This is a genomic window from Kitasatospora sp. NPDC058184 (assembly GCF_042883725.1).
In the GTDB taxonomy this organism is placed as follows: domain Bacteria; phylum Actinomycetota; class Actinomycetes; order Streptomycetales; family Streptomycetaceae; genus Kitasatospora.
Genome location: NZ_JBHVVE010000008.1, coordinates 221,793 through 241,940, shown reverse-complemented (window position 1 = coordinate 241,940; position 20,148 = coordinate 221,793). Strand labels below are relative to the sequence as shown.

17 protein-coding genes, 1 tRNA gene and 1 riboswitch are annotated in these 20,148 nt (G+C 73.3%); of the genes, 6 read left to right on the top strand and 12 right to left on the bottom strand.

All coding sequences use genetic code 11. The features are described 5' to 3' along the window. Window position 1 precedes the first annotated feature (1 nt). On the top strand, window positions 2–1,021 hold the full coding sequence (locus tag ACFVXH_RS18050; RefSeq protein ID WP_387824706.1) for a ribosome-inactivating family protein: 1,020 nt from the start codon (window positions 2–4) through the stop codon (window positions 1,019–1,021). A gap of 143 nt (window positions 1,022–1,164) precedes the next feature. Then, entirely contained in the window at window positions 1,165–2,982 is a 1,818-nt protein-coding gene (locus ACFVXH_RS18045) for an amidohydrolase (protein WP_387824703.1), read from the top strand. A gap of 111 nt (window positions 2,983–3,093) precedes the next feature. On the opposite strand, the gene ACFVXH_RS18040 is transcribed toward ACFVXH_RS18045, so the two are convergent. Further along, window positions 3,094–4,089 (bottom strand): TauD/TfdA family dioxygenase, encoded by a 996-nt coding sequence (locus ACFVXH_RS18040; protein WP_387824700.1) that lies wholly within the window; start codon window positions 4,087–4,089, stop codon window positions 3,094–3,096. A gap of 41 nt (window positions 4,090–4,130) precedes the next feature. Then, window positions 4,131–5,174, bottom strand: coding sequence for a hypothetical protein (locus tag ACFVXH_RS18035; protein ID WP_387824697.1), 1,044 nt, complete (start codon window positions 5,172–5,174; stop codon window positions 4,131–4,133). Between the two features lie 465 nt (window positions 5,175–5,639). Between ACFVXH_RS18035 and ACFVXH_RS18030 the strand changes: the two genes are divergently transcribed. After that, window positions 5,640–6,842 (top strand): serine hydrolase domain-containing protein, encoded by a 1,203-nt coding sequence (locus tag ACFVXH_RS18030; RefSeq protein ID WP_387824695.1) that lies wholly within the window; start codon window positions 5,640–5,642, stop codon window positions 6,840–6,842. 86 nt (window positions 6,843–6,928) lie between these two features. On the opposite strand, the gene ACFVXH_RS18025 is transcribed toward ACFVXH_RS18030, so the two are convergent. From ACFVXH_RS18025 to ACFVXH_RS17995, 7 genes are all read right to left on the bottom strand, one after another. Next, complete coding sequence (locus ACFVXH_RS18025) at window positions 6,929–7,702, bottom strand: enoyl-CoA hydratase (RefSeq protein WP_387824692.1); 774 nt, start codon at window positions 7,700–7,702, stop codon at window positions 6,929–6,931. Next, entirely contained in the window at window positions 7,699–8,586 is an 888-nt protein-coding gene (gene mmsB / locus ACFVXH_RS18020) for a 3-hydroxyisobutyrate dehydrogenase (RefSeq protein WP_387824689.1), read from the bottom strand. Before mmsB ends, ACFVXH_RS18025 begins: the two co-directional genes overlap by 4 nt. After that, complete coding sequence (locus ACFVXH_RS18015; RefSeq protein ID WP_387824985.1) at window positions 8,583–9,647, bottom strand: enoyl-CoA hydratase/isomerase family protein; 1,065 nt, start codon at window positions 9,645–9,647, stop codon at window positions 8,583–8,585. The genes mmsB and ACFVXH_RS18015 overlap by 4 nt, the downstream gene beginning before the upstream one ends. After that, entirely contained in the window at window positions 9,647–10,789 is a 1,143-nt protein-coding gene (locus ACFVXH_RS18010) for an acyl-CoA dehydrogenase family protein (protein ID WP_387824686.1), read from the bottom strand. Before ACFVXH_RS18010 ends, ACFVXH_RS18015 begins: the two co-directional genes overlap by 1 nt. Window positions 10,790–10,797: 8 nt before the next feature. Then, complete coding sequence (locus ACFVXH_RS18005) at window positions 10,798–12,297, bottom strand: CoA-acylating methylmalonate-semialdehyde dehydrogenase (protein WP_049653559.1); 1,500 nt, start codon at window positions 12,295–12,297, stop codon at window positions 10,798–10,800. 209 nt (window positions 12,298–12,506) lie between these two features. Beyond that, window positions 12,507–12,698: riboswitch (cobalamin riboswitch) on the bottom strand. Between the two features lie 139 nt (window positions 12,699–12,837). Next, on the bottom strand, window positions 12,838–13,881 hold the full coding sequence (locus ACFVXH_RS18000; protein ID WP_387824683.1) for an alcohol dehydrogenase catalytic domain-containing protein: 1,044 nt from the start codon (window positions 13,879–13,881) through the stop codon (window positions 12,838–12,840). 117 nt (window positions 13,882–13,998) lie between these two features. After that, window positions 13,999–14,069 (bottom strand) — tRNA-Cys (locus tag ACFVXH_RS17995). Window positions 14,070–14,275: 206 nt separating this feature from the next. Here ACFVXH_RS17995 and ACFVXH_RS17990 point away from each other — a divergent pair. After that, complete coding sequence (locus tag ACFVXH_RS17990) at window positions 14,276–15,088, top strand: hypothetical protein (RefSeq protein WP_074003489.1); 813 nt, start codon at window positions 14,276–14,278, stop codon at window positions 15,086–15,088. A 7-nt stretch (window positions 15,089–15,095) separates the two neighbouring features. On the opposite strand, the gene ACFVXH_RS17985 is transcribed toward ACFVXH_RS17990, so the two are convergent. The 3 genes from ACFVXH_RS17985 to ACFVXH_RS17975 form a co-directional block, all read right to left on the bottom strand. Continuing rightward, on the bottom strand, window positions 15,096–15,755 hold the full coding sequence (locus ACFVXH_RS17985) for a polysaccharide deacetylase family protein (RefSeq protein ID WP_198959395.1): 660 nt from the start codon (window positions 15,753–15,755) through the stop codon (window positions 15,096–15,098). A 261-nt stretch (window positions 15,756–16,016) separates the two neighbouring features. Beyond that, window positions 16,017–16,289 (bottom strand): hypothetical protein, encoded by a 273-nt coding sequence (locus tag ACFVXH_RS17980; protein WP_074003491.1) that lies wholly within the window; start codon window positions 16,287–16,289, stop codon window positions 16,017–16,019. Further along, window positions 16,286–17,440, bottom strand: a complete 1,155-nt coding sequence (locus ACFVXH_RS17975) for an inorganic phosphate transporter (RefSeq protein WP_241852963.1) — start codon at window positions 17,438–17,440, stop codon at window positions 16,286–16,288. The genes ACFVXH_RS17980 and ACFVXH_RS17975 overlap by 4 nt, the downstream gene beginning before the upstream one ends. A 371-nt stretch (window positions 17,441–17,811) precedes the next feature. Between ACFVXH_RS17975 and ACFVXH_RS17970 the strand changes: the two genes are divergently transcribed. Both ACFVXH_RS17970 and ACFVXH_RS17965 read left to right on the top strand, forming a co-directional pair. Continuing rightward, complete coding sequence (locus ACFVXH_RS17970; protein ID WP_074003492.1) at window positions 17,812–18,903, top strand: acyl-CoA desaturase; 1,092 nt, start codon at window positions 17,812–17,814, stop codon at window positions 18,901–18,903. A 62-nt stretch (window positions 18,904–18,965) separates the two neighbouring features. After that, the gene (locus ACFVXH_RS17965) at window positions 18,966–20,141 is read left to right on the top strand and encodes a glycosyltransferase family 1 protein (RefSeq protein WP_074003805.1); all 1,176 of its coding nucleotides are present in this window, start codon (window positions 18,966–18,968) and stop codon (window positions 20,139–20,141) included. Window positions 20,142–20,148 lie beyond the last annotated feature (7 nt).

Sequence of the window (20,148 nt, the reverse complement as noted above, 5' to 3'; positions counted from 1 at the left end):
CATGCCCGAGGCCTCCGTACCCCGATACCCGTCCGTCCTCGCCATCGGCCTCGCGGCCGTGTCCCTGGCCGCCTGCTCCACTGCTCCGACCGCCGACCCACAGGCGGCACCGCAAGCGCCGCTGCCCGCCGCACCTCTGGAATTCGGGGCGGATCAGTGGGGCAAAGCGGATGACTATGTCGGCTACATCACGTCGATCCGCCGCGCCGTGGCACCCGCGGCTGTATGGCAGACCTCCGACGGTGAACTGGAGCTGCGCGTCAGCCCGTCCACGCAGCAAAAGGTGGTGGACGCCAAACCCAAGAACCCCAAGTCATACACGACGGAGGACTTCGTCGGGCTCCGGATCACCAGCCGCGACCAGTCGCAGCACATCACCTTCCTGATGCGCAAGGACGACCTCTATATCATCGGCCTGTACATCGATGAAAAAAACAGCTATATCCGATTCGAAACACCCGAGCAGAAATGGCGCGACTACCCCTTCCCCGCCGATAGGACCGGCAGCTGGACGAAGGGCACGCAATACCCCAAGCTCTGCGAAAAGATCAGCTCTGGAAAGCTGGAGATAACGGACAACAGTCTGAACAGCGCGGTCAAGGACTTCGCCAGCAAGGGCAACGGAGCAGACGGAGCGTCCCTGTGCCAGCCGGCCGTTCTCTTCGCCGAAGCCGCACGGTTCGACCCGATCACCGAAGCGGTCAAGGCCGGGTGGCCACAAGTCGGCAAGGCCACCACCCTGAGCACAGACCTGCTGAACTACATGACGAACTGGTCCAGTATGTCGAAGTACGCCTTCTGGCAGCCGGCGCAGAAGAGCTCCCAGGGAGAGAGGGACAGGTTCGGCGCAAATGACTTCAATGTCGGTCCCCAGACACCCCCGCAGTACGTCCACCGCACGGCGGTGGAGCCGACCGTGTTCCGCGTCGTCAGCGTCTACAACGGCAATGGCAGCAGAGAGGGGCGATGCGGCGGGGTTTTCCCGGACAAGAAGGGAAAGGGCCCCTGCGTAGCCGCCTGACGACTCCTGGCGGTCCACCTCACTAGCCACACCTGCCCCGGCGCCATCACCTGAGCGGCATTCAGGGTCAGGTTCATGTTCACAACCCGATAGCCAAGGGTAGACCCGAGGTCACTGAACGTAGGCAGCGGAAAGGAACCGGAATGAGCGGTCAGCCGGGAGTGACGACGGACGCCGGTGATGTCCAGGCTGCGGCACCGTACGACGAGGCCGATGTCATCTTCCACGGCGGTGAGATCGTGACGGCGGCCGCCGACTCCCAGGAGTCCGATCCCCGTCCCGAGGCAGTGGCTGTCAAGGACGGAGTCATCGTCCACGTCGGCGACTACCAGGAGGCCGTCGACCGCTGGCAGGGGCCGCGGACGAAGGTGCGGGACCTCGCCGGCCGCGCCCTGCTGCCCGGGTTCATCGACGCCCACGGCCACCTGGGCGGCATCGGGCTGCAGGCCACCCTCGCCAACCTGCTGGCCGCCCCCGACGGCGACGTCACGGACATCGACTCGCTCCTGGACAAGCTGCGCGCGTGGGCGAAGACGCCGGTGGGCGCCTTCTCCAAGTGGATCATCGGGTTCGGTTACGACGACGCCATGCTCGCCGAAGGCCGGCACCCCACCCGCGAGGATCTCGACAAGGTGTCCACCACCCGGCCGGTGCTGGCCATCCACCAGTCCTTCCACCTCGGGGCCGTGAACAGCCGGGGCCTGCGGGAGTTGGGCTACACCAGGGCCACCGCCGACCCGGACGGCGGCGTCATCCGCCGCCAACCCGGCCCCGTGGCCCGGCCGTTCGGTGAGCCCAACGGCGTGCTGGAGGAGACGGCCTTCAGCCCGGCCTCCGAAAAGGCCACCGAGGGGCTGCCGTTGACCGCGATGGCCGCCCTCTTCAGCAAGGGCGTGGCGTCGGCCGCGAGCTTCGGCTTCACGACCGTCCAGGAGGGCGGCGCCACACTGAAGAACCTGAAAGCCCTGCGGGACGCCGCGGCCCTCAAACCCTTCAAGATCGACGTTGTCGCCTACGCACGGGCCGACGAGGCCACGGCCTCGCCGGAGCCGGACCCGGTCGGCGCGAGCCAGGAGTACCACCGGGGCGTGCGCGCGGCCGGGGTGAAGATGTACCTGGACGGATCCCCGCAAGGCCGCACGGCCTGGCTCACCGAGCCCTACAAGGAGCGGCCGGAAGGCACCCCCGAGGGCTACTCCGGCTACCCCACCATCGAGGACCCCAAGGTCGTCCTGGAGCAGGTGGGCACCGCGTACGCCAGGGGCTGGCAGGTGCTGGCGCACGTCAACGGCGACGCCGCGATCGACCAGTTCATCGAGGCGGTCCGGACCGCCTCCGCCGAGGTCGAGCCCGCCGACGCCGACCGGCGGACGGTGGCGATCCACGCCCAGACCGCCCGCGAGGAGCAGATCGAGGACTTCGCCCGCCTGGGCGTCATCCCGTCCTTCTTCTCCATGCACACGTACTACTGGGGCGACTGGTACCGCAAGACCGTCCTCGGGCCGGAGCGGGCCGCCACCATCTCCCCCGCCCGCTGGGCCGTGGACCGGGGGATGGTCTACACCTCGCACCACGACGCCCCGGTGGCCCTGCCCAACTCGATCGCCATCCTCTCCAGCCAGGTCACCCGCCGCACCCGCACCGACCAGGTCGTCCTCGGGCCCGAGCAGTGCGTGTCGGCGTTGGACGCGGTCAAGTCCATCACCATCCACGCCGCCCACCAGTACTTCGAGCAGGACCGCAAGGGCAGCATCGAGGTCGGCAAGCTCGCCGACCTGGTGATCCTCTCCGCGAGCCCGCTGACGGTCCCGCCGGAGGAGATCAAGGACATCACCGTCGCCGAGACGATCAAGAAGGGCACCACCATCCACCCCGCCACCGCCGCCGTCGGCACCGACGGCGACGTCTCCGAGGCCGGACTCGAGGCCCCGACCGACTACCAGTGGCACGGCTGCTGCTGACATCGCGTCCCGGCCTGCGGCCACCCAGGGCCTCCGGGCCCGGGTGGCCGCACCGTGCGTGCCGTGCGCGGCGGGCGGGGGCTGGGGGGCGCCCCCACCCGTCACGGCCGGTCAGCGGGCGAGGACGTGGCCGTCGTCGGGTCGGTGGTCGCGGGAGCGGCGCAGGTCGGCGCTGGCATAGGTGCGTTGCAGCCAGCGGTCCGCCCCGTCGTAGCGGGGCCGGAAGGCGGTGCGGCCGTGGACGGTGACGCGGTTGTCGATGATGACCAGGTCGCCGGGGGCCAGGCGCAGGGAGCGGGCGGTCGCCTCGCAGGCCCGGCCGAACGCGGCCAGCGCGGCGGCGGCCCGAGGGGTGAGCGGGGTGGTGACGAGTTGGGCCATGCGGATGTCGGGGTCCTCGGCCGCGCCGGACAGCACCGGCCGGGGTTCGGCTCCGGCCCCGCTCGCGGCGTCGGGGCCGAAGGAGGGCGGCGGCGTGGTGCGGAACTCCGCTGCGGACAGGGCCTCCCGGTCGGCCGGGGTGAGGAGGGGCAGTGCCTGGCGGATGCCGGCGACGCGCATCCCGGCGGTCCGGTCGTGGTCGGCGCGCAGGCACAGGAAGACCACGTAGTCCGGCGGGTGGGGGTGGAAGCCGTTCTCGGTGTGGAAGGACAGCGGCACCGATCCGGCGTTGCCGTGGAAGGCCTCCTGCCCGGGCACCGGCACGACGTCCTGCACGAGGGCCCCCGACTTCTCGGCCAGGTAGGCGAGCGGCTCGCCGAGCCCGCAGGCCACCATGGTGAGCAGCGCGGCCGGGACGGTCGCCTGCCGCTGGACCGAGCCAGGTACGGCCGGTGTCGGGGGCAGGACCGCCCGGTCGACGGGCAGGCCGCCGATCACCAGGGTGCCGCGCGGGCCGGAGTGCCGTCGGAACCGGCGCACCGCCCGGCGCAGCGGCAGCGGGAGTTCGTCCCAGGCGTCCCGGGCCCGTGCCACCCATGCGGGGCTGTCGACCTGGTCGCCCCCGTCGGCGGACAGGGTCCGGGCCAGGCGCTCGCACGTGTCGGCGTCGGCCGGGCCCAGGTTCCAGTCCGCGGCGACGGCGGTGTTGTGGGTGGTGCCGGGCATCGGGTCTCCTGCCGGGGGTGTGGACGGGCGGACGCGCGGACTCACGAGTGGCGCAGGCCGGCCACGGCGTCGGCGACGTAGTGGTCCCCGAATCGGATCAGGGGGGCGTACTGGGCCGCGCGGCGGTGGCGCATCTGTCGTAGTTCGGCGACGGCGTTGTCGGGGCCCTCGGGCCGCTGGGCGATGGAACGGCGCAGCCGGACCATCGAGTACGCGAGGGTGACGTGCCGTTCGGCGTCCACGATGTCGGCTTCCAGGAGGGCGTCCCGCGCCTGGGCCAACTCGGTGTCGCGGTCGGCCAGTTGCTCGTACGAGTCGGGAACCAGCGTCAGCAGGTCCTTCATCGCCGCCCGGAAGAGCCTGTACCCGCGGTGCTGGCGCCCGCTGAGCGGGATGTCCGTCGACGGCGGCGCCATGGTCCGGCGGATCGCCGCCATGTAGTAGTCGGCCGGGATCGTACTGGCGTGGTTCATAGCCGCGGGGAAGCCGCGCACGTACTCCGTCGCGTCCGCCAGCCGTCCCAGCGCGGCATCGCCGTCACCGTCGCGCAGGTGGCGGGTGGCGTCGGCCACGGCGACCGCGGCACAGACGTTGAACAGCACGTGGACCTGGTGCCCGATGAGCCAGCGCGCGCTCCACGCGCGCTCCGACGACGGCCCCGCACCGGGCTCCGGGACGGCCGGCGCCGGAACGGGTCCGGATTCGGTGCCCGGCGCGACTCCGGTGAGGTCGAGCACCGACCGCCGCATCCCGGCCACCTCCAGCGCCAGGTCGGCACCCGACAACGGAGCCTCGCAGAGGTCCTCCAGGCCGCGGTGGACGACCAACAGGCCGTGCAGGGCGGCCTGCTGGTCCGACAGCTCCACCTCGCGGACCCGGAAGTACGACTGACTGGTCGACTCCGCCGGCACGTCCTCACCCGCCAGGGCCGGCGCCAGCGCCGACAGTGCGGCCACCACCCCGCCCGCTGCCGCGGCGGCCTGCCGCAGCGCGGCGGTCCGCTCGACCGGTCCGGCATGGGTCACCACCCCGGCCAGCACACGCGCGGCCCGCCCCGCCTCGGCGGCGACCCGCGGCCCCAGCACCGGGTCGGGCCGCCCGCCCCGGGGCTCACGGAAGACAGCGACAGGAGGATGACCGGCGACCGGCGACAAGCCCATGGTTGGGATAGCTTGCCAGGAACACGCCACACGAAACCCTGATCCCCACGTCGATTCGCCTTCCGCGCACCGACGTTGGAAGCCCAGCCGGCGAGTAGCGACGGGCCTGGCGCACCGCGGACACCAGCGCGCTCCTGGGCCTGGCCCGCACCCCGAACCCAACTGTCCGACGCGACGCGGTGCTCCTGCACCCACCCCGCGGAGGTCGCCGACGCCATCACCGGGCCGAACCTCCGCGGCGACGGCGCCACGGTCGTCCGTTCCCGCCGCCTGGTCGCACCGTCCGCCCCCAGCGACCCGGTGACCTGCGGTTTCCTCACCGGAACAGGGCAAGCGCCGGCGGGTCACCCCGCATGCGGGGCGGTGGCACCTCTGTTTGACTGAGGACGGATGATCCCCGCCCCGAGAGGGAGCACGCCCATGCCCGTGGCCACCGGAAGAGGCCCGGCCACCCTCGCCGCCGTGGCCGCCGCACTCCTGACCGCGCTCCTCCCGGTCCCGGCGTCCCCAGCGGCCGCCACCGCACCGGCCGACGGGGCCGGCCGGCCGGGGCACGCACGGACGCGGGCCGCGATGGAGCGGGCGGTACGGGACGGTGCGCCCGGGGTCCTCGTCACCGTGGCCGAGAGCGAAGGCCGATGGGTGGGAACGGCGGGGGTCGCGGACCGGAGGACGGGACGTCCGCCCCGTCCGGCGGACCACTTCCGGGTGGGCAGCATCACCAAGACGTTCACAGCCGTGCTCGTGCTCCAGCTGGAGGCGGAGGGGCGGCTCGGCATCGACGACACCGTGGAGAAGTGGCTGCCGGATCTGGTCCGGGGCCACGGCCACGACGGCCGCCGCATCACCGTCCGGCAGCTGCTGAACCACACCAGCGGTGTGTACAACTACCTCAACGACCCCGCCCTGCACCAGATCGGGCCGGTCTGGCTCGAGCACCTGCACGACACCTGGACACCCGAGGAGCTCCTGGCCGTCGCGATGTCGAAGCCACCCACGGCCGCTCCCGGCGAGAGGTTCGTGTACTCCAACACCAACTACCTCCTGGCCGCGATGATCGTGGAGCGGATCACCGGCAGCTCCTACGAGCACGAGCTGCGCCGGCGCATCATCGACCCGCTCCACCTGCGGGGCACCGACTCACCGGGAACCCGCGAGTCGTTGCCCCGGCCGTCCGGCCGGGACTACTCCACCGCCCAGGTCCAACTGCCCCCGCCGGGCGTCGACGTCACGGAGTTCAACCCCTCGGCGCTGCGCGCCAGTGGCGAGATCATCAGCACGGCCGACGACCTCGACCGCTTCTACCACGCCCTGCTCACCGGCCGGCTGCTGCCCCCGGCGCAGCTGCGGGAGATGACCACCACCGTGCCCGCCGGCATCGACGACCAGGGCCTCGGCATCGCCCGCATGACCACCTCCTGCGGGATCGAGCTCTGGGGGTACCGCGGCGGCGGCTACGGATTCGAGGCCCTCACGGTCTCCACCCGCGACACCCGCCACCGGATGACCGTCTCCTTCAACACCGACCGCCTCGCACTCCAGGGCGCGGCGGCCCGCGACCTCGCCGACGCGGAGTTCTGCCGACGCTCATGACCAGGGTCAGATCCGTACGTCCAGCAGTCATCCCCGCAAGCCGTGGTGCGCCGCCCCCGGGGAGGGGCGGCGCACCGGCCGGGCTGTCAGCGGTTCTGGAACTCCGGCGGGCGCTTCTCGGCGAAGGCCGCCATGCCCTCCTTCTGGTCCGCCGTCGCGAACGTCGCGTGGAACAGCCGCCGTTCGAAGCGGACGCCCTCGGCGAGGGTCGTCTCGTACGAGCGGTTGACGCTCTCCTTGAGCATGATCGCGGCCGGGGCGGACATCGCCGCGATCGTCTCGGCGGTGGCCAGGGCCTCGGACAGCAGCTGGTCGGCGGGGACGATCCGGGAGACCAGCCCGGCCCGCTCGGCCTCCTCGGCGCCCATCATCCGACCGGTCAGGCACAGCTCCATGGCCTTCGCCTTGCCGACCGCCCGGGTGAGCCGCTGCGAGCCCCCGATGCCCGGGATGACGCCGAGCTTGATCTCCGGCTGCCCGAACTTCGCGGTGTCCGCCGCCAGCAGGACGTCGCACAGCATGGCCAACTCGCAGCCGCCGCCCAGCGCGTAGCCCGCGACCGCCGCGACGACGGGCTTGCGCAGGGCGCCGAAGCGGTCCCAGGCGGCGAACCAGTCGCCGAGGTAGGCGTCGACGAAGTCGAGCGACTGCATCTCCTTGATGTCGGCGCCGGCCGCGAAGGCCTTCTCCGAGCCGGTGACCACCAGGCAGCCGATCTCCTGGTCCCGGTCGAACTCCGTTGCGGCCGCGACGACTTCGTTCATCAGCCGGGTGTTGAGCGCGTTGAGCGCCTTGGGCCGGTCGAGCGTGATCAGCCCCACCCGGCCCTTGCGCTCGACCAGGATCGTCCCGTACGTCATGCGGCGCCCTCCCGGAGGGTGGTGATGATGGCGGAGAAGTCCAGCCCGGCGCCCTCGTCCTGGGCGAAGGCGGCGTACAACTCGGCGGCCCGTCGGCCCAGTTCGGCTGGGACGGCGGAGGCGGTGGCGGCGTCGGCGGCCAGCCCGAGGTCCTTGGCCATCAGGGTGGCCGCGAATCCGGCCGCGTAGTCGCGGTTGGCGGGGCTGGCCGGGACGGGGCCGGGGACGGGACAGTTGGCGGTGAGCGCCCAGCACTGACCGGAGGCGGTGGAGGCCACGTCGAACAGGGCCTGGTGGCTGAGCCCGAGGCTCTCCCCGAGGACGAAGGCCTCGCTGACCGCGATCATGGAGACGCCGAGGATCATGTTGTTGCAGATCTTCGCCGCCTGGCCGGCGCCGGACCCTCCGCAGTGGACGACCCGCCGGCCCATCGCCGCCAGCAGCGGCTCGGCGTCGGCGAAGTCGGCGGCGTCCGCGCCGACCATGAAGGTCAGGCCGGCCGCCTCGGCGCCGGCCACGCCGCCGGAGACCGGTGCGTCGACGGCCCGGTGCCCGGCGACCCGGGCGAGGTCGGCGGCCACCCGGGCGTCCCCGACCGCGATGGTGGAGCAGTCCACGAACAGCGCGCCGCTCGGCGCCGCTGCCGTCAACTCACCGTAGGCGTCCAGGACATGGCGTCCGGTCGGGAGCATGGTGACGACCGTCCCGGCCGCCGCCACCGCCTGCGCCGCCGAGGCGGCCACGGCGACGCCGTTCCCGGCGGCGCGCTCCCGGGCGTCCGGGGCCAGGTCGTAGCCGGTCACCCGGTGTCCGGCCTTGACCAGGTTGGCGGCCATCGGGCCGCCCATGTTGCCGAGTCCGATGAATCCGATCGTCTGGGTCACCAGCGCTCCAGGGGTGTGGTGGCGGCGAGGCCGAGTTCACGGTCGCCGAGCGGGGCGAAGTAGCGGTCCACGGCGGCGGGTTCGACGGCGCTCAGCGTCGCCGGGCTCCACCGCGGGGTGCGGTCCTTGTCGATCACCTGGGCCCGGATGCCCTCGGCGAGGTCCGGCGTGGCGAGCGCCGCGCAGGAGGTGCGGTACTCCTGGTCGAGGACGGCCTCCAGCGGGCCGAGTGCCCGGGCCCGGCGCAGGGCCGCGAGCGTCGCCTTCACGGCGGTCGGGGAGTTGGCGGCGATCCGGTCGGCGGCCTTCTTGGCCTCGGGTTCGCCGCTCTCCCGCAGCCGGTCGAGGATCTCCTCCACGGTGCCGGCCGCGTAGCAGTGGTCGATCCATCCGCGCTGCGCGTCCAGCACGCCGGCCGGCGCGGGCCCGATGTTCCGTTCCAGGGCGTCGTGGACGGGCAGTTCGGCCAGGTCGTCCAGCAGGGCGGGCAGCCGCTCGGCGGGCACGAAGTGGTCGGCGAGCCCGCACAGCAACGCGTCCCCGGCGCCGACGGATCCCGCGGTCAGGGCGAGGTGGGTGCCCGACTCCCCCGGCGCGAGGGCGAGCAGGTAGGTGCCGCCGACGTCGGGGACGAAGCCGATGCCGGCCTCCGGCAGGGCGACCCTGGTGGTCTCCGCGACGATCCGGACGCTGCCGTGGGCGGAGACGCCGACCCCGCCGCCCATCACGATGCCGTTCATCACGGCGACGTAGGGCTTCGGGTAGCGGGCGATCCGGGCGTTGAGGCGGTACTCGTCGCGCCAGAACTCCTCGACGGCACCCGGGTCACCGCCGGTGGCGGCGCGGTGGATGGCGACGATGTCGCCGCCCGCGCAGAAGGCCCGCTCACCGGCGCCGGTGATCACGACGGTCTCCACGTCGCCGTCCCGCTCCCACCCGTCCAGTGCGGCGGAGATCCTCCGCACCATGCCGTGGGTGAGGGCGTTCAGGGCCGCCGGGCGGTTGAGGACGATCAGACCCGCCCGGCCCTCGCGCTGGACGAGCACCTCATCCGTACCCATCACGCGGCCCCGGTCAGGCCGCGGGCGACGATGACGCGCATGATCTCGTTGGTCCCTTCCAGGATCTGGTGCACCCGCAGGTCGCGGACGATCTTCTCGATGCCGTACTCGGCCAGGTAGCCGTAGCCGCCGTGGAGTTGGAGCGCCTGGTTGGCCACCTCGAAGCCGGTGTCGGTGGCGTGGCGCTTGGCCATCGCGCACAGCTCCGGCGCCCGGGGGTCGCCCCGGTCCAGCGCGGCGGCGGCCCGCCAGAGCAGCGACCTGGCCGCCTCCAGCTCGGTGGCCATGTCGGCGAGCCGGAACCGCAGCGCCTGGGCGTGCAGCAGCGCCGCCCCGAACGCCTCCCGGTCGGCCAGGTGGCGGGTGGCCCGCTCCAGGGCGTCCTGCGCGCCGCCGACGGAGCAGGCGGCGATACCCAGCCGGCCGCCGTTCAGCCCGTTCATGGCGATCCGGAAGCCCTCCCCCTCCCCGCCGAGCAGGCGGTCGGCGGGGAGCCGGACGCCGTCCAGCAGCACCTGCCGGGTCGGCTGGGCGTTCCAGCCCATCTTCTTCTCGTTCGCTCCGAAGGAGACGCCGGGGTCGTCCCGCTCCACCAGGAACGCGGAGACGCCCCGGGCCCCCGGGCCGCCGGTGCGGGCCATCACCACGTACACCTGCGAGGTGCCGGCGCCCGAGACGAACTGCTTGACGCCGTCCAGGACCCAGTGGTCCCCGTGCCGGCGGGCCCGGGTGGCCAGCGCGGCGGCGTCCGAGCCCGCGCCGGGCTCGGTGAGGCAGTAGCTGCCGAGCAGCTCCGTCGAGCAGAGCCCGGGCAGCAGCCGGGCGCGCTGGGCGGGACTGCCGTAGCGGTCGACCATCCAGGCGACCATGTTGTGGATCGACAGGTAGCCGGCGATGGACGGGCAGCCGGTCGCCAGCGCCTCGAAGACGAGCACGCCGTCCTGGCGGCCGAGCTCCGAGCCGCCCGACTCCTCCCGCACGTAGACGCCGCCGAGGCCCAGGTCGGCGGCCTTGCGCAGGACGTCGACCGGGAAGTGCTTGGCCTGGTCCCACTCGACGGCGTACGGGGCGAGGTGCTCGCGGGCGAAGTCCCGGGTGGCCGCGACGATGGCGAGCTGGTCGTCGGTCAGATGGGTGTGCACGGCGCGCCTCAGCCCATCGTCGGGATGGTGAAGCTCGCGCCCTCCTTGGCCCCGGAGGGCCAGCGCGAGGTGACGGTGCGGGTGCGGGTGTAGAAGCGGATCGAGTCCGGCCCGTGCTGGTTGAGGTCCCCGAACGCGGAGCGCTTCCAGCCGCCGAAGGTGTGGTAGGCGATCGGCACCGGGATCGGCACGTTGACCCCGACCATGCCGGTGTTCACCCGGCGGGCGAAGTCCCGGGCAGTGTCGCCGTCCCGGGTGTAGATGGCCACCCCGTTGCCGAACTCGTGCTCGCTGGGCAGCCGCAGCGCCTCCTCGTAGTCGGCGGCACGCACCACGGTGAGCACCGGGCCGAAGATCTCCTCCCGGTAGATCCGCATGCCGGGCGTGACCCGGTCGAACAGCGAGGCCCCGAGGAAGTAGCCGTCCTCGTGCCCCGCCAGCCGGAAGTCCCGTCCGTCGACGACGAGTTCGGCGCCCTCCTCGACCCCGAGGTCCAGGTAGCCGCGCACCCGCGCCAGCGCGTCGGCGCCGACCAGCGGGCCGAAGTCCGCCGCCGGGTCGTCCGAGCGCCCGACCTTGAGCGCGCCGATCCGCTCGACCAGCTTCGCCACCAGGGCGTCCGCCGTCGCCTCCCCCACCGGAACGGCCACCGAGATCGCCATGCAGCGCTCCCCGGCCGAGCCGTACCCGGCCCCGATCAGCGCGTCCGCCGCCTGGTCGAGGTCGGCGTCCGGCATCACGATCAGGTGGTTCTTGGCCCCGCCGAAGCACTGCGCCCGCTTCCCGTGCGCGGCGGCGGTGGCGTACACGTACTGGGCGACCGGCGTGGAGCCGACGAAGCCGAGCGCCTGGACCCGCGGGTCCTCCAGCAGGGTGTCCACGGCCTCCTTGTCGCCGTTGACGACGTTGAGCACGCCCGGCGGCAGCCCGGCCTCCAGGAACAGCTCGGCCAGCCGCAGCGGCACCGAGGGGTCGCGCTCCGAGGGCTTGAGCACGAAGGCGTTTCCGCAGGCCAGCGCGGGCGCGGCCTTCCAGAGCGGGATCATCGCCGGGAAGTTGAACGGCGTGATGCCCGCGACCACGCCGAGCGGCTGGCGCATCGAGTACACGTCGATGCCCGTCCCGGCGTTGTCGCTGAACTCGCCCTTCAGCAGGTGCGGGATACCGGCGGCGAACTCCACGACCTCCAGGCCGCGTTGGATGTCGCCGTGGGCGTCGGCCACGGTCTTGCCGTGCTCGGCGGAGAGCAGCCGGGCCAGCTCGTCCTTCTCCTGCTCGACGAGCTGGAGGAAGCGCAGCAGGACACGGGCCCGCCGCTGCGGGTTCCAGGCGGCCCACGCGGGCTGGGCCTGCTCGGCGTCGGCGATCACCGCCTCGACCTCGGCGCGGCTCGCCAGGGGCACCCGGGCCTGCACCCGGCCGGTGTTGGGGTCGTACACGTCGCCGAAGCGGCCGGAGGTGCCGGCCGTGGGCTTGCCGGCGATGAAGTGGGTCAGTTCTCGGACCATCGGTTCCTACTCTCGACAGGGGTGGGGAGAGGAGGAATGGAGGCCGCCGCCGGTTGGCGGGCGCACGGTGGTGCGCCCCTCGGCACGGGCGTACGGCGGTGTGACGGTACGTCAGGACGCGGGCGCCCCGGCGGTCGTCGGCACGGGACAGCCAGGCGCGGTGGAACGGAAGCAGCCCGGAGTCATGTGTGTCGTCTCCATCCTCGTGGAAAACACGAACCACCCGCGGCCGGTATCCTGACTCCCGGATCACCGCACGCCCTCAGGCCTTCCCGGCTGGCTGCCAGTGGCCGTCATCTGCGAGGACGGACTCCCCGGTCACAGTGGCGGGACCGTGCCGGACTCACACCGGCTTCCCTGACACCGCGGACCTGCCGTCGACCATATAGTTGGACGTCCTAGTAAGTCCAGGGGTACGCGCCCGCGCCGCGCCACCGGAGGGCCGCTCACCCCCGTCCACCTGCCCGGACACGCCGGGAGCCGGCCCCGAGGGGCCGGCTCCGATGGTCGGCTCCGATGGTCGGCTCCGAGGGCCGCCGCTCAGCGGCCGGTGGTGACGACCATGCGGAAGCGGGCCCGATTGGCGGCCATCTTCTCCACCGCCGCCGCGGTCCGCTCCAGCGGCACCTCCTCGACCCAGGCCCGCACCCCCGTCTGCGCCGCGAAGCGCAGCGTGTCCTGGGTGTCGACCGCGATGCCCGAGGAGTGCGCGTAGACCTTCCGGTCGCCCTGGATCAGCTGCAGGGCGCTCAGCTGCAGCGGCTCCGCCGGGAGTCCGACCATGACGAGCTCGCCCCGGCGGGTGATCCCGTCGATCGTCGCCACCACGGCGGGCGCGTTGGTGACGGTGGACAGGACCACCTTCGCGCCCCCCAACCGCCGTAGGGCCTCGGCGACATCGCCCGCGGTGCTGTCGATGTAGTGGGCGGCGCCGAGCCGGAGCGCGAGCGGCCCCTTCTCCTGGCCGCGGGCGATGGCGACGGTGCGGAAGCCCATCTTCTCGGCGAACTGGACGCCCAGGTGGCCGAGTCCGCCGATCCCCAGGATGGCGACGGTGTCCCCGGGCCGTGCGGCGGAGCGGCGCAGGGCGTTGAAGACCGTCACCCCCGCGCAGGCCAGCGGCGCCGCCTCGACCGCCGTGAGCTCGTCCGGGATCGCCGCCAGGGCCACGGCCGGGACGACGACGGAGTCGGCGAACCCGCCCGGATAGGCGACGCCGGGGATCTCGACCCGCGCGCAGTGCAGGCCGTCGCCCGCCCGGCACGCGTCGCAGTGCCCGCAGCTGCCGCCGTACCAGCCGACCGCGACCCGGTCGCCGACCCGCCAGCCCTCCACGCCTTCGCCGAGGGCGTCGACGCGGCCGGCGATCTCATGCCCCGCGGTGATCGGGAAGGTGCTGCCGGGCAGCAGGCCGCCGGCGATGAGCAGGTCGGAGTGGCAGACCCCGCACGCCTCCACGGTGATCCGCACGGCTCCCGGACCGGGTTCCCGCGAGGGGACCTCGACCAGTTCGGGGGCCGCACCCGGCCCCGCGACCCGGACGGCGCGCAGCGCGGCGGCCGAGCCGCTGGGGGAGGTGGACATGAGCGTTCCCTTCGCCGGGTGATGTGCCCCGGAGCCCCAGGTGACCGCACCGCTCGTCCTGTTCCGGGCGCGCCTTTCGACACGGGTCGAAATGTCTCGAAAGAACTCGGAAGTAAAAGGTGGAGATAGGAATCGAACCCATCTGAACGGCCCTGCAAGCCGCCGCCTAGCCACTCGGCCACTCCACCCCGACAACGGTGCAAACATTACACGCACATGAACACGGACCCTGACCAGAATTCCCTGGGAACGACGATGTTTCACCCCATGGGGCTCTTAGTGCGTCTAGTGTTATTTCTCTCGACATGGCGCCGGTAGGGTCCGACGAGCCAGCGCGTAAAAGACCGGGTGCGCTAGCCTGTGCCGATATCTCCGACCCGATGGGATTTCACTGATGGCCGTTGAGGAATCACGGTTCACCCATACCGCGGAGCCGCTCTGCGGAACCGCCGCGAACCGCTGCCAGTACAAGAACCTGCCCCTGCGCGACCTTCCCCCACTCGGCGTCGTGCGCCGCGCCAGGATCGCCCGCGAGGGCCTGCGCGAGCGCCGCGCCGACATTCCGGCGCCCGGCCGGCCCTCCCGGTTCGCCGAGGGGGACTGGGTCCGGGTGAAGGACGAGGCCGCGGTGCGCGCCACCCTCGACGACAAGGACCGCCACCGCGGCCTGTGGTTCACCGGCAGCCAGTGGTCGTTCTGCGGCGGCGTCTACCAGGTCGAGCGCATCGTGCGCCGCATGATCGACGACCACTACCGGGTGCGGCGCCTGTCGGGCACCGTCGCCCTGGCCGGCGCGACCTGCCACGGCGCCGACGGCACCCAGGGCTGCGGGCTGGACTGCGCCCTGCTGTTCCGCGACGAATGGCTGGAGCCCGCGCCCGCGCCGGTCCCCGCCCCCCGGCCCGTCGCCCTGTGGGCGACCGTACGCGGCCTCGCGGAGATCCGCGCGACCCTCGACCCCGACGGGCGCCTGCACGGCGTCCCCTTCCAGCCGGGGATGGAACACCACACCGGCACCCGTCACAGCGCCCTCGAACTGCGCCACCGGTCCCTCGCCTGGTGGCAACACCCCACCGGGGGGCGCTGGTTCATCCTCGACGGCCTGCGCTGCGGTGGCGAGCCGCTCGCCACCGGCTGCGACCGGCGGTGCGCCCTGCTCTGGCACGAGTCCTGGCTGCACCTGGAGCCGGCCGCCACCGCCCCCTGAGCGACCGTCAGCGCAGCCAGCGGTCGCGCACCAGCTTCGCGGTCAGGTGCAGCGGCCCGTCCCGGTCGCCGACGTAACATCGGGGAAGCGCGAACTCCCCGCCGTGGACACCGGGGCTGACCGCGCACCCGTACCCGTACCCGGTGTGCGCCACCGCCTCCACGGCGGCGTCGTCGAGCGAACCGTACGGGTAGCAGAACCCCTCGACCGACCGGCCCGTGAGGTCCTCCAGCACGTGGCGGCTGTCGGCGACCTGGGCCGCCAGATCCCGCGCCCCCAGGCCCGCCAGCCGCCGGTGCGTCAGCCCGTGCGAGCCGATCTCCACCCCCTCGGCGGCGGCCTCGCGGACCTGGGCCGCCGTCATCAGCGGCTTGCGCGGGCCCTGCTCGTCCCAGTCGTTGTACCCGCCGAGCCGGCCGGCCACCACGTAGACCGTCGCCGTGAAGTCGTACTCCGCCAGTGCGGGCAGGGCCTCCTCCACGAAGTCGCGGTATCCGTCGTCGAAGCTGAGCCCCACCTTTCCCGCGGCGGTTCCGTTCCGGTGGGAACGCATCAGCTCGCCCACCGACACCCCGCGCAGTCCGCGCGCGGACAGCCAGCGCAGCTGGCGGCGGAATCGCGCGGGGTCGACGGTGATCAGATAGGGGTCCTCGGTCGCCGACGTCACCGAGTGGTACATCAACGTCCACGGGAGACGCGCCGCATCCAGGTCGGGCGCGCTTTCCGAACTATTGCGTGGTCGAACGAGTCGCATGTTCCGCTCCTGCCGTCCAGTGGCCCCGTCCGTTCAGGTGGCCCTCGGAGAAATTGCATTCTGGCAGCGTCGGGCCCGGCTTCCATTCGCGCCAGGCGACTCCGTACCATTTCACCCGGTTGCCGGAGCGGAATTCGGCGGGGCCCGCCCGGGCCGGGCCGGGGCGGCGGACGGTCAGCGGTGGTTGACGATGACGTAGATGCCCCAGCCGATCGCCGCGAGCACCAGCGCGAAAATGAGTCCGGCCAGGGTGGAGCCGACCGGGCCGGCGGTGGGCCGGACGGCCGCCGCCTCGTCGGCCGGGCCGGACGGGTCCGACGGACCGGACGGACCGGACGGGTTGAGCAGGCGCAGGCCGAGGGCGAACAGCGCGGGCAGACCGGCACCGGTGACCAGGCCCACCACGACGATCTTCCACACCGCGTCCAGGTTGACCCAGGAGTTCACGACCTCACCTCGTCCTTGACGGGCTCCGGGGCCACCGAACCGGTCCAGGCGGCGTTGACGTTCTCCGGCGTCACGGCCGGGTAGCGGGAGGCGGCGAAGAAGGCGACCGACGCCAGCACCAGCACGGTGAAGATCACCGCCACCCCGGTCGTCCCGCCGATCCCGTTCGCGGTCCAGTAGGCCACCGCGCCGACCCCCGCCGCGGCCGGCAGGGTGAGCAGCCAGGCCGCCACCATCCGGCGGGCGAGCTGCCAGCGCACCACGGCACCGCTCCGCCCGATCCCCGAGCCCAGGATCGACCCGGTGGCCACGTGGGTGGTGGAGAGCGAGTAGCCGAAGTCGGTGGAGCAGAGGATCACCGCGGCCGAGGCCGACTCGGCGGCCATCCCCTGCGGCGGCTCGATCTCCACCAGCCCCTTGCCCAGCGCGCGGATCACCCGCCAGCCGCCGATGTAGGTGCCCAGGGCGATCGCGAGCGCGCAGGAGACGATCACCCAGTCGGGCGCCTTCGCTCCGGCCTGAAGGGTGCCGTTGGCGATCAGGGCCAGGGTGATGGCGCCCATGGTCTTCTGCGCGTCGTTGGTGCCGTGGGCGAGCGAGACCATGGAGGCCGAGCCGATCTGGCCGAGCCGGAACCCGCGTCCGCGCGGGCCCTCGGGCACGTCCCGGGTGAGGCGGTAGACCAGGAGGGTGCCGACCACCGCCACCCCGCCGGCGATGAACGGCGACAGCGCCGCGGGCACGATCACCTTGGAGACCAGCCCCTGCCACTTGACGGCCCCGACCCCGGCCGCCGCCACCGTCGCCCCGACCACCCCGCCGATCAACGCGTGCGAGGAGCTGGAGGGGATCCCGAGGAACCAGGTGGCCAGGTTCCACAGGATGCTGCCGGTCAGGCCGGCGCACACCACCGTCAGGGTCACCTCCCCGCTGGCGACCAGGCCGTTGGCGATGGTCGCCGCCACGGCGGTCGACAGGAACGCGCCGACCAGGTTGAGCACCGCCGAGACGGCGACCGCGACGCGCGGCGGGAGGGCGCCGGTCACGATCGAGGTCGCCATCGCGTTGCCGGTGTCGTGGAAGCCGTTGGTGAAGTCGAAGCCCAGCGCCGTGACGACCATCAGCGCCAGGACCGCGTCGTTGCCGGTCACGGACCCGAACCTAGCCCGCGTACCGGGACACGCCCGGTTCGGCGACGACCCGGCGCGCCGCGCGGCGAAGGGCCGCCATCCGGTCGGATCAACATACGGTCACACCCCCCTCGCCTGCCGGACGGACGGCTCCAGGTGCCCGATCGCGTCGACGGCCTCCCCACAACCCACTCCCCCGGCGGCGGACCGTACGGATTCCCGACCTCCGAACGGCGGGCCGTCAGCCCGAGGCCGCCACCCGCCCGATCGGGTCGCATTCACCGGCAGCGCGGGACACCGACGGGTCGGGTACGGAAGGCTCAGGGCCTTCGAGCCCCAGGCACGCAGCACGGACACGGCCGGCCGGGGCGGCCCGAGACCGGATTGGTGGCATGACCGTTCAGGACATCCCGGACCCCCCGAGCACCGGGACCGCCCGGCGCGGCGAGTTCGCCGAACTGTACCGGCGCGTGGCGCAGGCCGGTCTGCTGCGTCGGCGCCCGCTGTACTACGCGTGCCGGAGCGCGGCACTGCTGGCCGCGCTGGCGGGGCTGCTGGCCGGGTTCACGGCGCTCGGCGCGAACTGGTGGCAGCTCGGCCTGGCGCCGCTGTTCGCCCTCGTGCTGGGCCAGTTGGCGCTGCTCGGCCACGACGTCGCGCACCGCGCGGTGTTCGCCGACCGCCGGACGACCGACCTGGTGGGCATCCTGCTGGGGAACCTGGTGGTCGGCATAAGCTACGGCTGGTGGGTCGACGACCACAACCGGCACCACGCCCACCCGAACCGCGAGGGCCAGGACCCGGCCGCCGACTCCCTCCTCTTCGCCCGGACCACCCAACAGGCCGAGCGGACACGGGGGTTGCGGCGGTTCGTGGCACGGCACCAGGCGGCACTGTTCTTCCCGCTGCTGTCCCTCCAGGCACTCGGCCTGCTCGTCGCCACCGGCCTGACCCTCACCCGCGGCACCGTCAGGCACCCGGCACTGGAACGCGCCCTCGCCGTACTGCACTACGCCGTCGCGGCGGCCCTGACCGTCCTCGTGCTCTCCCCGCTCCAGGCGCTCGCCTTCACCGCGCTGTTCGGGGCACTGTTCGGCGTCTACCTGGGCTGCATCTTCGCCCCCAACCACAAGGGCATGCCGATGACCGGCCCCGGCGCCGAGCGCACCGACTACCTCCGGCGGCAGGTGCTGCCCTCCCGCAACCTGCGGGCCGGCCGGTTCGTCCACTTCCTCTTCGGCGGCCTCGGCCTCCAGATCGAGCACCACCTCTTCCCGGCCATGCCGGTGGCGGCGCTGCGCCCGGCCTCGCGCATCGTGCGCGCCTACTGCGCGGAGATCGGCGTGCCGTACGCCGAGGCGGGTCTGACCGCCTGTTTCCGGGAGATCCTGCGGGACCTGCGCATGGTCGGCCGGTCCGTCCCGGCCCGTCCGGAGGCCGCGGCCGCGACGAAGAGCACGGCACCCGCGGAGGCCGCCCGGTGAGCGGGGTCCTGCCCCGGCCGGCGGCGCCCGCCGCGGCCGGTCCGGTCCCCGGCGGCGAGCGGCTGCGGGTGGTGATCGTCGCCGAGTCCTTCGCCCCGCAGGTCAACGGCGTGGCCCACAGCGTGCTCCGGACCGCCGAGCACCTCCTGGCCCGGGGGCACGTCCCGCTGGTGGTGGCCCCCGCGGCCCAGCGCCGCACGAGCGGGAACGCCAGCGGGAGCGGAAGCGGGAGCGAGCCGTACGAGTCGGCGTACGGCTACCGGGTGGTCCGCGTCCCGTCCGTCCCGCTGCCCGGCTACCCGGAGGTGCGGGTCGCCCTCCCCGGGCGCCGGGTGGCCGACGCCGTCGAGCAGCACCGCCCCCATGTGGTGCACCTGGCGGGCCCGTTCGCCCTCGGGGCGGCCGGAGCGGCGGCGGCCGGGCGCGCGGGCGTCCCCGTCGTCGCCGTCTACCAGACCGACCTCGCCGCCTACGCCCGGACCTACCTGCCGTTCGCCGGGGCCGCCGGGGCCCGGCTGGCCTGGCACCGGCTGCGGCTCATCCACACGGCGGCCGCGCGGACCTTGGCGCCGTCCCGGGCCTCGCTCGACGCCCTGACGGCCCACGGGGTCCCCCGGGTCCACCTGTGGCCGCGCGGCGTCGACTGCGTGCGCTTCCACCCCGGCCACCGGGACGAGGCCCTGCGCCGGCGCCTCGGCCGGCCCGGCGAGGTGCTGGTCGGCTACGTCGGGCGGCTGGCGCCGGAGAAGCAGGTCGAGCGGCTGGCCGAGGTGTCCCGGCTCCCGGGCGTACGGCTGGTGGTGGTCGGTGACGGCCCCAGCCGCGCCCGGCTGGGCGCCGCGCTGCCGGACGCGCTCTTCCTGGGCCGCCGTACCGGGCACGAACTCGCCCGGCTCTACGCCTCGTTCGACGTCTTCGCGCACACCGGACCGTTCGAGACCTTCGGCCAGACCCTCCAGGAGGCGATGGCCAGCGGGCTGCCCGTGATCGCCCCCGCCGTCGGCGGACCGCTCGACCTGGTCCAGCCCGGACGCACCGGCTTCCTCGTCCCGCCCGGCGCGGGCACCGGGTTCCGGGAGGCGGTGGAACGGCTCGCCCGGGACGCGGAACTCCGCCGGGCGTTCGGCCGGGCGGGCCGGGCCGCGGTCGTGGAACGCAGCTGGGAGGCGGTCGGCGACCGGCTCGTCGACCACTACCGGCTCGCGCTGGCGGAGTCCTCCGCCGCAGGGCGCGGGTGAGACCGAG